This is a genomic window from Pseudomonas sp. WOUb67, assembly GCF_050058005.1.
Taxonomy (GTDB): Bacteria; Pseudomonadota; Gammaproteobacteria; order Pseudomonadales; family Pseudomonadaceae; genus Aquipseudomonas; species Aquipseudomonas putida_R.
The window spans coordinates 1,959,795-1,971,462 of sequence record NZ_CP170112.1; the positions used below are offsets into that span (position 1 = coordinate 1,959,795).

General features: G+C 63.5%; 8 protein-coding genes. 3 read left to right on the forward strand and 5 right to left on the reverse strand.

The genetic code is table 11. The features are described from left to right. Positions 1-205 precede the first annotated feature (205 nt). Positions 206-2,254 (reverse strand): TonB-dependent receptor, encoded by a 2,049-nt coding sequence (locus tag ABOC32_RS08825; RefSeq protein WP_426810769.1) that lies wholly within the window; start codon positions 2,252-2,254, stop codon positions 206-208. Positions 2,255-2,418: 164 nt separating this feature from the next. On the opposite strand from ABOC32_RS08825, the gene ABOC32_RS08830 reads away from it, so the two are divergent. Both ABOC32_RS08830 and ABOC32_RS08835 read left to right on the forward strand, forming a co-directional pair. Beyond that, a complete protein-coding gene (locus ABOC32_RS08830; RefSeq protein WP_016498188.1) occupies positions 2,419-2,640 on the forward strand; it encodes a VF530 family DNA-binding protein in 222 nt (73 codons plus the stop codon). A 1-nt stretch (position 2,641) separates the two neighbouring features. Then, positions 2,642-3,277 carry a Pr6Pr family membrane protein gene (locus ABOC32_RS08835; protein WP_426810770.1) on the forward strand — a complete coding sequence of 212 codons (636 nt, stop codon included), beginning with the start codon at positions 2,642-2,644 and terminating at the stop codon, positions 3,275-3,277. A gap of 118 nt (positions 3,278-3,395) precedes the next feature. Here the strand turns inward: ABOC32_RS08835 and ABOC32_RS08840 are convergent, their stop codons facing one another. From ABOC32_RS08840 to ABOC32_RS08850, 3 genes are all read right to left on the reverse strand, one after another. Beyond that, positions 3,396-4,157 carry a siderophore-interacting protein gene (locus tag ABOC32_RS08840; protein ID WP_426810771.1) on the reverse strand — a complete coding sequence of 254 codons (762 nt, stop codon included), beginning with the start codon at positions 4,155-4,157 and terminating at the stop codon, positions 3,396-3,398. Then, positions 4,150-4,695 (reverse strand): PadR family transcriptional regulator, encoded by a 546-nt coding sequence (locus ABOC32_RS08845; RefSeq protein ID WP_234227582.1) that lies wholly within the window; start codon positions 4,693-4,695, stop codon positions 4,150-4,152. Before ABOC32_RS08845 ends, ABOC32_RS08840 begins: the two co-directional genes overlap by 8 nt. 89 nt (positions 4,696-4,784) lie before the next feature. Beyond that, complete coding sequence (locus tag ABOC32_RS08850; RefSeq protein ID WP_426810772.1) at positions 4,785-7,934, reverse strand: transglycosylase domain-containing protein; 3,150 nt, start codon at positions 7,932-7,934, stop codon at positions 4,785-4,787. 419 nt (positions 7,935-8,353) lie between these two features. Between ABOC32_RS08850 and ABOC32_RS08855 the strand changes: the two genes are divergently transcribed. Further along, positions 8,354-9,772 (forward strand): amino acid permease, encoded by a 1,419-nt coding sequence (locus tag ABOC32_RS08855; RefSeq protein WP_426810773.1) that lies wholly within the window; start codon positions 8,354-8,356, stop codon positions 9,770-9,772. Between the two features lie 125 nt (positions 9,773-9,897). On the opposite strand, the gene ABOC32_RS08860 is transcribed toward ABOC32_RS08855, so the two are convergent. Beyond that, positions 9,898-11,517, reverse strand: coding sequence for an FMN-binding glutamate synthase family protein (locus tag ABOC32_RS08860; protein WP_426810774.1), 1,620 nt, complete (start codon positions 11,515-11,517; stop codon positions 9,898-9,900). Positions 11,518-11,668 lie beyond the last annotated feature (151 nt).

The window sequence follows — 11,668 nt, forward strand, 5'->3', positions numbered from 1 at the left end:
GGATATAGCGGAAGTTGTAAGAAAAAAAGACAAATTGTCGCAGTTGATTGTTGTTCGACAGGTAACAATTGGCAGCAGAGGGGGCTGCTCTGCAGCCCTTTCGCCGGCAAGCCAGCTCCCACAGGATCGCGTTGCAGCTGGGGTAGAAGCAATACCTGTGGGAGCTGGCTTGCCGGCGAAAGGGGCGCGAAGCGCGCCCGCGATTTCAGAAGGTGGTACGCAGGCCCACTTCCACACTACGCCCCGGCGCCGGGGCGATATCGCGCAGGATCGAGCTGGCATAGCGCACGGTCTGGTCGGTCAGGTTTTCGCCGCGCACAAACGCCAACCACTGGCTCTGGCCAACTTCGAAGCGGTAGCCAACGCTTGCACCCAGTGTGGTGTAGCCATCAGTGCTGGTTTCGTTGGCCGGTTTGCGGTGCTGCGACGCAGCATGCTGCACATCGACCCGCGCCTGCCAGCGGTCCAGTTCCCAGACCAGGCCGCTGTTCAGGCGCAGCGGGGCGATGCGTGGCAGCGGTTCGCCGCTGTCGAGGTTCTTGGCCCGGGTGTAGTCACCGGACAGTTCCAGCGCGAAGCTGCCGTAACGGTTCTCGACCAGCTGCCAGCGGTCCTGGGCCTCGATGCCGTAGAAGCGCGCCCGTACGCCCTGGTACTGGTATTCCGGGAAACCTTCGTGGTCATGATCGTGGTCGTGGTCATCCTCGCCATGGTCGTGGTCATGCCCGCCCTCGCGCAAGTTGCCGGTGCCGATCAGCCCGATGTAGTTGCGGAAGTGGCTGTAGAACACCCCGACACTGCCTTTGTGGGTGCCATTGTCGAAGCGCAGCGCCAAGTCGGCGGAGATGGCCTTTTCCTTGTTCAGGCTGGCGTCACCCACTTCAAAGGCGCCGGTGGCCACGTGCGCGCCATTGGCGTACAGCTCGTAGAAGGTCGGGGCGCGCTCGGTGTAGCCGAGGTTGGCGGCCAGCGACCAGATCGGGTCGAGCTGGTACACCGCACCGGAGGACAGGCTGAAGGCGTTGAAGCTGCTGGCGCTGTCGGCATCGAGGAAGTTTTCGTTGCCTTTGGCGTCCGGGTCTACCCGGGTGTGCTCCAGGCGTGCGCCCAGGCTCAGGTTCAGCCGTTCCGTGGCCTGCCATTGCTCCAGCATGAACAGCGCCAGGCTGTCGGTATTGGTGTGTGGGACAAAGGCTTCCTCGCCCAGGGCAGAGAATTCGTTGCGGCTGACTTGGGCACCGATTACCCCCTCCACCGGCCCGAGCGGCTGGTGACGGGCTTCGATACGTGCCTCGTAGCCCTTGTTCTTGAAGGTGGTGTGCACCTCGCCTTCTTCGATCTCGCTGTGTTCGTAGTCGGTATAGCCAGCATCGACCTTGACGGAGCTGAACGGGCCGTCCAGGTCGCGCAGCTCGGAGGCAAAGGCGTAGTGGTCCTGCTTCATGTCCAGGCGCACACCGGACTCGGCCACCGAGCCGTAATTGCTGTCGTAGCCGCTGTACGACAGGCCGGCGTATCCGTGATCCCAGTGATAGGCACCACCGACTGCACCGCCGTCCTGGCGGCCGTCGCTGTTTTCCAGGCGGTGTTTGCTGCCGGGCTCGTCGGCGTCACGCACCTTGGAACTGCGGGCGTAGCCGGGGATGCGCAGGTCGTTGAACTGTCGGCTGTTGGCATCCAGGTGCAGGGCGAAGGCACCGTTACCCGCCTCCAGCTTACCGGCGCTGCTGCGGGTGGTGTCGGCGCCACCGTAGCGCAGCTCGCCGGCACCGTGGATGCCTTCGATCGGTGCATCCGGGATGCGGTTGTCGAAGGTGTTGACCACGCCACCGATGGCGTTGCCGCCGTAGAGCAGGGCGGCCGGGCCACGGACGATCTCGACGCGGTCGACGGTGACCGGGTCCAGCGGTACGGCATGGTCATAGGACAGTGACGAGGCATCCAGCGCGCCGACGCCATTGCGCAGGATGCGAATGCGGTCGCCGTCCAGGCCGCGGATTACCGGGCGACTGGCGCCAGGGCCAAACCAGGTAGAGGCGACACCGGGCTGCTTGTTCAGGGTTTCACCGAGGCTGCCGTGCTGTTGTTGCAGCAGGTTGTCGCCTTCGAGCACGGTGCTGGGGGCGGCCAGCTGGCGGTTGCCCAACGGGTTGGCGGTGATGACCTGGGGTTCGAGTTCCACGGCCTGGCTGGGCGACGCAGCCAGCCAGAGCGCGACGGCAAGGGGGGAGAGGCGAAGCGGTGAGTACAGCATGGGGATGGGGCGTTCCTTGGCAGATGCTTTTATAGTGTTACAAGATAACATAACTATTTCAGCACAGAGGTTTTGCCTCTGGCCAGCATTTTTTCTGTGGGCTTGACGCATCCCACCCGCCACTACACTCGTGTAAGGTGCGCATCTTTCCTACGGAGCACAGCATGAGCACGGCCCAACACAACGCGCTGCACGGCAAGACCCTTGAACAGATCCTCACCGAGCTGGTGGCGCACTACCAATGGCAGGGCCTGGCCGAGCGCATCGATGTGCGTTGCTTCAAGAGCAACCCCAGCATCAAGTCGAGCCTGGCCTTTTTGCGCAAGACGCCGTGGGCGCGGGAAAAGGTCGAGCAGCTGTACGTGAAGCTGCAGCGCAAGGCCTGACATGCCGCGTCGCCCCTGGCTGACCGGCATGGCCGTGCTGGGCTGGTTCGGCCTGACCGTGCAGGTGTACCTGGTGCTGCTGGCGCGCTGGCAGGAACAGGCCAGCCTGATTGGCGGCCTGATCAATGTGTTTGGCTACTTCACCGTGTTGACCAATACCTTGGTGGCGACGGTGCTCAGTTATGCGGCGTTCGGTCGTGAAGGCCGCGCCAGGCGCTTCTTCCTGTCGCCGTCGGTGAGTGCTGCAGTGGCAGCCAGCATCGTGCTGGTGGCGCTGGCCTACAGCGTGTTGCTGCGCCATTTGTGGCAACCGCAGGGCTGGCAGTGGCTGGCAGACGAGTTGCTGCACGATGTGATGCCGGTGCTGTATGCCTTGTACTGGTGGTGCGAGGTGCCCAAGGGCAGCCTGCGGCTATGGCACCTTGCGGTGTGGGCGATATACCCGGCGGTGTACTTCGCCTATGCGCTGTGGCGGGGGAGCGAGATTGGCGTGTATGCCTACCCGTTCATCGATGTGGCGAGCCTGGGGTATGGGCAGGTGATGCTCAATGCCCTGGGGGTGCTGGCGGGGTTCTGGGGGATTGGGCTGGTATTGTTGGGGCTGGATCGGTGGCGGGGGCTGCACAGACTAGCTTGACCTGCACTGGCCCTATCGCCGGCAAGCCAGCTCCCACAGGTACCCGCAACCTTCAAGGGCTGTGCAATATCTGTGGGAGCTGGCTTGCCGGCGATAGGGCCAGTGCAGCAATACACAATCACTCGTCGTCCGCAGTCCCGTCGGCACGCCAGTAGGCCGCAGCCTTCAGCGCATCTTCAGGCACGCCTTTCTCCAGCAGCAGTGCCTTGGCCTGGCGGGTCAGGGCTTTTTCCAGTGCCACCCAGCCATACAGCCGGCCTTGCGGCAAGGTCAGGTTCTTCACCAGTGCCAGCAAATCTTCTTGCTGACGCCGCACCCAGATGACTTCGACTTGTGCCTTGCTCGGCAGCGGCTGGCGCTCCTGCTCGTCTTCGATCTGGATCACCGCCAGCACCTGGCGGCCAGCCGGCAGTTCGTCCAGGCGCCGACCAATCGCCGGAATGGCGGTTTCGTCACCGATCAGCAGGTAGCTGTCGAAAATATCCGGCACCACCAGCGAGGCCCGTGGCCCGGCGATGTCCAGGGTTTGCCCCGGCGTGGCCTGGGCGGCCCAGGTGGAGGCGGGGCCGTCACCGTGCAGCACGAAGTCGATGTCCAGCTCATTGGCCTCCAGGTCGATGCGCCGTGGCGTGTACTCGCGCATGGTGGGCCGTGCGCCACCGTCCCGGCCCATGTTACGGGCCTCGAGGGCCTGTTGTTGCTCCGGCGTTTCGGCAAACAGCAGCTTGATATGGTCGTCACTGCCGACGCTGGTGAAACCTTGCAGTTCGGCACCGCCGAGGGTGATGCGGCGCATGCGTGGGGTCAGCTCGGTGACCCGCAGTACCTGCAGGCGGCGTTGGCGAATCTCGTGGTTGACGCGGTGGATGGTGTCACTCATGGGAAGTCTCCCTGACAGGTTCGGCCGGCCCGGAGGCGATGGCCTTGGCGGTATGGTTGAGCAAGTCGCGGACCCGCTGGATTTCTTCCGGTGTCCAGCGGCCGCTGTGCATGTGCAGTGCGTGGCGCAGGTTGCCGACGGCTTCATGGATTTCTGGCGGGCGGTCGTGGCCGCGCAGGGCGCGTTTGCTGACTTCGATGCGCATGCGCACGCCGTCCAGGGCGACAGCCTGCTCGGCCAGGGCGCTGCGGCCGGCGTCGGTGATGGCATAGAGGCGTTTGCTGCCCTGCACCTGGCCGCTGATCAGCTCGGCCTCTTCAAGAAAATTCAGCGTGGGGTAGATCACCCCAGGGCTCGGGCTGTAGCTGCCGTCGAACAGGTTTTCAATCTGGCGGATCAGGTCATAACCGTGGCCGGGTTGCTCGGCCAGCAGGTCCAGCATCAGCAGCTTGAGGTCACCGGGGGCGAAGACGCGTGGGCCGCGCTCGCCGCGGCCGGGGCGCCGCTCGAAGGGGTCATGGGGGGTGTGTTCGCGCATGGGGACAGGGCTCCGTCGTTTGCGATATATCGTAAGATATTACTCAAGATATATCTAAAGACAAGCCCTTTAATGCAGATGATTATCATCTATTCGTTCGATACGTTCCCTGCCGGCGGTGGTGTGTGCACGGCAAGCTGCGGTGCCTTGCATTCATTCGGGTTGCCCGGCTGCAGGTATGGCATCAGGATCGGGGCCATGCCCTTGAGCACCTGCACCGGCAGCGCCGAGGTGAATTTGAACGCCTCTGCCGAGCGCCCCGGGACGAAGGCGGTGAGGGTGCCGAAGTGGTTGTCGCCCAGGAAGAACACGAAGGTGGCGGTGCGGTTCAGCGAGCGCGAGCCAATCAGCCGACCGCCGGCGCCGAAGCTTTCGATGCGGTTGTCACCGGTACCGGTCTTGCCACCCATCACCAGTGGCGTGCCGTCCTGCAGCTTGAAGCTACCGGAAATACGCCGCGCAGTACCTGCATCCACCACTTGCGACATGGCGCCTTTGAGCGCGCGTGCCACTTCCACCGGCAGAATCCGCACGCCGCGGTCCGGGTCGGTGATCAACTTGGTTTCATAAGGTGTGTTGGCTGCAAAGTGCAGGGTGTCGATGCGCAGGGTGGGCAGGCGGATGCCGTCGTTCTGGATGATGCCGACCAGTTCGGAGAGCGCGGCAGGGCGGTCGCCCGAGCTGCCGATGGCCGTGGCCAGCGAGGGCACCAGGTGGTCGAACGGATAGCCCACGCGCTTCCAGCGCTGGTGGATGTCGAGGAAGGCTTCGATCTCGACCATGGTGCGGATGCGGCTGTCGCGGGCGCCCTGGTGGCGGCTCTTGAACAGCCAGCTGTACACCTCCTGGCGCTCGAAATGGCTGGCGTTGACCATTTCGGTCAAGGTCGAGCTCGGGTTCTTCAGCAGGTAGCCGAGCAGCCACAGGTCCAGCGGGTGGACCTTGGCGATGTAGCCCTGGTCGGGCAGGTCGTACTTGCCCGGGCCATAGGCTTCGTACATTTCTGACAGGCGGCCGTCGGTCAGCTTGCCCAAGGTAATCTTGTCGCCCTTGAGGTGGGCCCGTACGAAGGCATTGAAGGTTTCCTGCCCTGCTTCGGGGAACAGATAGCGATGCACCGCCGCCAACCGCTGCGGGGTTACGCGCATGCTGTCCAGAAAGGTGTCCAGCCGCTGCTGCGAGGTCTTGCGCTGGTATTTCTTCCAGAAGCGCATCAGGTAGTTGGTACCTTCCTTGTCGGCGAAGCGGGCCAGGTATTCCTGGCGGCGAGGGTCGGCGTCGTCCTTGAGCAGCGGCACGCGGTTGAACGGCTGCTGGTAGGTCACGTAGCGCACCAGGTCGCGCATCAGGCGGATGAACGGCAGGTTGATCGATTCGCGTAGCGCATCCTTGAGCGTCGGGTTGCGGTTGTTGTCTTCCTTGCGGAAGTTGTTGAACACGTGCATGCCGCCGCCGGTAAAGAAGGCTTCACCGGTATTGGCCGAGTACTTGCGCTCCAGCGCGGCGTCGAGCATGGCGTCCAGGCTCTGGTTCTTGCTGTTCTGCGTCAGCCATTCCAGCGACCACTGCGTGATGCGGTCGAGTTCGGCGACGTCGACCTTCTTCAACTCGGCAGCGGGCTTGCCGGCGTACTTGTCGTGCAGTTCGGCGATGATCTCCAGGTACGTGGTGAGCACGCGCAGTTTGGCAGTAGAGCCCAGTTCCAGCTTGCTGCCTTCGTTGATGTCAAAGGGCTGGTTGGTGCTGTCGGTCTGCACCCGCACCCGCGAGCCATCGCCGGTGCGCTCGAACAGGGTGAAGCTGTAGCTCACCTGATCGGTGGTCTTGGTGGTGAGCAGGCGCTCGCCGATCAGCCCCATCTGCGCGGCAAACGCCGGGTCGGCAAGGTTTTTCAGGTACTGGCTGACCTGCAACTGCAGGTCGGCCTGCAAGGTACTGGTGGCCGACACATCGAGGCGGTCGAGGTCGTACAGCGGGCGGTTGAGCATGGCGGCCAGGCGGTTGCGCGCCAGGCTGATGCCCTTGTTGGTGACGATCGGCACGATGGTCGGCTGCGCTACCCAGTCGCGGTAGACCGCCTTGCTGGCCAGCGCGGCATCGGCCAGCGGCGGCGCGATCACGTTGTTGGCGGCGAGCACGCGGATGTGCGAATCGGTGAGTTCGGCCAACTCGACCCGGCCTTTGGACAGGTAATGCGACGGGCGGCGCTGGGCAATCATCAGCGACAGCACCTGGCGCAGGGCCAGGCCGCGTGCGGCCATGCTGTCGGCGTCAGTGGCAGTGGAATTCAGCGCCTGGTTGACCTGGTCGAAGTCGGCGCCGTACCACACCCGCAGGCCTTCGGCCATGCCATGCACTTCGCCGTGCCCGGGCACGGCCGACAGCGGCACGCTGTTGAGGTAGTCGCGCACGATGCGCTGACGTGCCTCGGTAGTATCCGGGCCGCCCTGGTAGGCGCGCACGCTGGCAGAGATCATCTGGCGGATTTTCTCGGCACCCGACACGGTCAGGCCGTCCGGTGAGTGGCGGTACTTCTCCAGCTGCGTGGCCAAGGTGCTGCCGCCGGCGGACTGGCCGGGCAAGGCCAGGTACTTGGCCACCTGGCTGTAGGCGGCCTTGGCGAAGCGTGGCCAGTCCACGGCCGGGTTGTTGCGCGGGTCCTGGGTATCGAGCAGGTCGCGGTTTTCGATGAACAGCAGGCTGTTGACCATCACCGGCGGGATCGCGGCAAAGTCCGGGTACAGGTGCTGAGGGTAGTTGTACTGGTACAGCGTGTCGCCGCGGCAGTCAGTGATCGACAGGCCGGCCTGGATCTTCTCGATATAGGGTGCGAACAGCCCATGATCGACGTAGTTCATCAGCGCGGGTGAGAACTTCACCTGCTCGGTGATCAGGTAGTCGCGCTTGAGCAGGCGTGGCAGGAATTCGCCCAGGGCGCTGTAGCCCAGGCGCCTGTCGAAAGGCCCTTCACCGGGGTAGATGATTGCATCGCTAGGGCCGGGCTCCAGCGAGTAGGTCAGGGTACCGGCCAGTTTGCTGAACTCGCGCGATTGCAGTTCGGAGGTGCGGAACTCGTCATACGCAGCGAAGCCGATAGCCACCAGCGCCACCAGCAGGATGAGGATGATCAGCCGCCACCATAGCCGACGCTGACGTGGGGACTTGGGTTGTGGCGTCTCGGCCGGAGGTATCTCGGGTGCTTCCGTTCTGCTTGGTTCCGATTGCCACAGTGCGCCCATAGTCTTCAATCCGGCCAGGTGTTTTCGTCTTGCTTGTCTGAAGCTTAGACGTTGAGCGGATGAGGTGAAAAATTTGTAGGAGGTGGAAAAAGCGGCGCAGGGCCATGCGGCTTTGGTGTGGGTTTCTTCATAGGGCGATGTTGCTATGGTGCCAGGGTGATTTTCAGGGCCGCTGCGCCACCATTGCAGGCAAGCCGGCGCTCACAGTCCCGGGAAAACTTGCTGATTATTCCTGTATATACAGCGAAAATCCCTGCAACGGTCTTCCTATACTGCTCGACCCCTTCGCCCCGCCGGGCGCTCTACTCCGGCACACGGGCCGGCCCACGAGGCCAGCCTGGCAAGCCAACGTCACGCCTATCGGCATGACCGGTGCTGCACGAAGGTAAAATCCAATAACAAAATGAGGTTGTATTGCTATGCCAGTCGGCAACCACTCTGCCCATGGCCAGGCCACTGAAGGCGGCCCGCTCAAGCGTGAACTGGGCGAACGGCACATCCGCCTGATGGCGCTGGGCGCCTGTATCGGCGTCGGTCTTTTCCTGGGTTCGGCCAAAGCCATCGAAATGGCCGGCCCTGCTATCATGCTGTCCTACATCATCGGTGGCCTGGCCATTTTGGTGATCATGCGCGCCCTTGGCGAAATGGCCGTGCATAACCCGGTGGCCGGTTCGTTCAGCCGCTATGCCCAGGACTACCTCGGCCCGCTGGCGGGCTTCCTCACCGGCTGGAACTACTGGTTCTTGTGGCTGGTGACCTGTGTTGCCGAAATTACCGCGGTGGCCATCTACATGGGCATCTGGTTCCCCGACGTCCCGCGCTGGATCTGGGCCCTGGCGGCCTTGGGCAGCATGGGCGCGGTCAACCTGGTGGCAGTGAAGGCCTTTGGCGAATTCGAGTTCTGGTTCGCCCTGATCAAGATCGTCACCATCATCGCCATGGTCCTTGGCGGCATCGGCGTCATTGCCTTCGGCTTCGGCAATGACGGTGTGGCGTTGGGTATCTCCAACCTGTGGAGCAACGGCGGCTTCATGCCCAATGGCGTGACTGGCGTGCTGATGTCGCTGCAGATGGTGATGTTCGCCTACCTGGGTGTGGAAATGATCGGCCTCACCGCCGGCGAAGCACGCAACCCGCAAAAGACCATTCCGCAGGCCATCGGCTCGGTGTTCTGGCGCATCCTGCTGTTCTACGTCGGTGCGTTGTTCGTGATCCTGTCGATCTACCCGTGGAACGAAATCGGTAGCCAGGGCAGCCCGTTCGTCATGACCTTCGAGCGCCTCGGCATCAAGACCGCCGCCGGCATCATCAACTTCGTGGTCATCACTGCGGCGCTGTCGTCGTGCAACGGCGGTATCTTCAGCACCGGGCGCATGCTCTACAGCCTGGCGCAGAACGGCCAGGCCCCGGCGGCCTTCGCCCGTACCTCGAAAAACGGCGTACCGCGCAATGCGCTGCTGCTGTCGATCGGCGCGCTGCTGCTGGGTGTGCTGGCCAACTACCTGGTGCCGGAAAAGGTGTTTGTCTGGGTCACGTCGATTGCCACCTTCGGTGCGATCTGGACCTGGGTGATGATCCTGCTGGCGCAGCTCAAGTTCCGCGCAGGCCTGACTACCGCCGAGCGCAAGGCGCTGAAGTACCGCATGTGGCTGTGGCCACTGAGCTCCTACCTGGCGTTGGGCTTCCTGGTGCTGGTGGTTGGCTTGATGGCGTACTTCGAGGATACCCGTGTGGCCCTGTACATCGGCCCCGCGTTCCTGGTGCTGCTGACCGTGCTGTACTACGCATTCCGCCTGGCGCCGAAAGAGGTGCAGGGTGTGGCGAGTACCGCTTCCTGATCTGAAATAGCCGGGGCCGCGGTGCGGCCCTTTCGCGACGCAAGGCCGCTCCCACAGGAAATTGCATACCCCTGTAGGAGCGGCCTTGTGTCGCGATCGGGCTGCGCAGCAGCCCCATGGCCCTATCAGGCCGCCACTTCGCTGTGCGGCTCGAAGCTGTCGGCCCTGGCCAGTTGCCACATCCGCGAATAGAACTGGCCGTTCACCTCGCCCGTCAGCAACTCGCCGGGCTTCAAGAACACATGCATCTGCGAGAACAGTTTGATCTCGGTGGCCGAGATGCGCCGCACCAGGTGCTTGGCCTCCAGCTGCGCCGGGTGTTCCAAACCTGCCGCCGCGAGCATTTCGGCCAGGGCACGCAAGGTGTTGTGGTGGAAGTTCAGCACCCGTTGGGCCTTGTCTGGCACCACCAGCGCACGCTGGCGCAGCGGGTCTTGCGTGGCCACGCCGGTCGGGCACTTGTTGGTGTGGCAGCTTTGCGACTGGATGCAGCCAATGGCGAACATGAAGCCGCGCGCCGAGTTCGCCCAGTCAGCGCCGATGGCCAGCACGCTGGCAATGTCGAAGGCGCTGACGATCTTGCCGCTGGCCCCGAGCTTGATCTTGTCGCGCAGGTTCAGGCCAACCAGCGTGTTGTGCACGAACAGCAAGCCTTCGCGCAGCGGCACACCGATATGGTCGGTGAACTCCACCGGTGCTGCACCGGTACCGCCTTCCTTGCCATCGACGACGATGAAGTCGGGCAGGATGCCGGTTTCCAGCATGGCCTTGGCGATGCCCATGAACTCCCACGGGTGGCCCAGGCAAAACTTGAAGCCCACCGGCTTGCCACCGGACAGTTCACGCAGCTGGGCGATGAACTGCATCATCTCGATCGGCGTGGAGAACGCGCTGTGGCGCGACGGCGAGATGCAGTCCTCGCCCATCAGCACGCCACGGGTTTCGGCGATTTCCTGGGTCACCTTGTGTTTGGGCAGGATCCCGCCATGGCCGGGCTTGGCGCCCTGGCTCATCTTGATTTCGATCATCCGCACCTGCGGGCTGCGCGCCTGGGTGGCGAAACGTTCGGGGTCGAAGCGCCCGTCCGGCGTGCGGCAACCGAAGTAGCCGCTGCCCAGTTCCCACACCAGGTCGCCACCGTGCTCGCGGTGGTAGGGGCTGATGCTGCCCTCGCCGGTGTCATGGTGGAAGTTGCCCAGCTTGGCGCCCTGGTTGAGGGCGCGGATGGCATTGGCGCTGAGCGAGCCGAAGCTCATCGCCGAAATGTTGAAGATCGAGGCCGAGTACGGCTGGCTGCACTGCGGCCCGCCGACGATAACGCGGAAGCTCGACGGGTCGGCCAGCGGCGCCGGGCGCATGGAATGGCCGATGAACTCGAAGCCGGACTCGTACACGTCGATCAGGGTGCCGAACGGTTTGTCCGAGGCTTCGTTCTTCGCCCGGGCATACACCAGCGAACGCTGGGCGCGAGAGAACGGCAGGGCGTCGCTGTCGGATTCCAGCAGGTACTGGCGGATTTCCGGGCGGATGGCCTCGACCAGATAGCGGATGTTGCCCAGGATCGGGTAGTTGCGACGTACGGCATGGCGTTGCTGCAGCAGGTCGAACAGGCCGATCAGGCTGAGGATGCCGGTGGTCAGGGTGAACGGCCACAACCATTCGTGGTGGATGAAGGGCAGGCTCGCCAGGGTGAACAGCACACAGGCTGCGAAGAAGGCGTAGCGACTGAGAAGTGACAGGCTCATACAGGGTCCTTGCGATGGCGCGGTCAGGCTCAGGGCCTGGGGGCAAACCCCGACCATAGCCAAGTTGCAGGGCCCTGCAAATTAAAATCGGGGTAGCGAAAATCATTCTCGAATCGAGCAAGGCGTGCGCCGTGGCACTTATCCTGTAGGA

Bases quoted from the DNA above. Each gene is read 5' to 3' on its own strand.
- ABOC32_RS08825 (WP_426810769.1), bottom strand. From the start codon at position 2,254: ATGCTGTACTCACCGCTTCGCCTCTCCCCCCTTGCCGTCGCGCTCTGG.
- ABOC32_RS08830 (WP_016498188.1), top strand. From the start codon at position 2,419: ATGAGCACGGCCCAACACAACGCGCTGCACGGCAAGACCCTTGAACAG.
- ABOC32_RS08835 (WP_426810770.1), top strand. From the start codon at position 2,642: ATGCCGCGTCGCCCCTGGCTGACCGGCATGGCCGTGCTGGGCTGGTTC.
- ABOC32_RS08840 (WP_426810771.1), bottom strand. From the start codon at position 4,157: ATGAGTGACACCATCCACCGCGTCAACCACGAGATTCGCCAACGCCGC.
- ABOC32_RS08845 (WP_234227582.1), bottom strand. From the start codon at position 4,695: ATGCGCGAACACACCCCCCATGACCCCTTCGAGCGGCGCCCCGGCCGC.
- ABOC32_RS08850 (WP_426810772.1), bottom strand. From the start codon at position 7,934: ATGGGCGCACTGTGGCAATCGGAACCAAGCAGAACGGAAGCACCCGAG.
- ABOC32_RS08855 (WP_426810773.1), top strand. From the start codon at position 8,354: ATGCCAGTCGGCAACCACTCTGCCCATGGCCAGGCCACTGAAGGCGGC.
- ABOC32_RS08860 (WP_426810774.1), bottom strand. From the start codon at position 11,517: ATGAGCCTGTCACTTCTCAGTCGCTACGCCTTCTTCGCAGCCTGTGTG.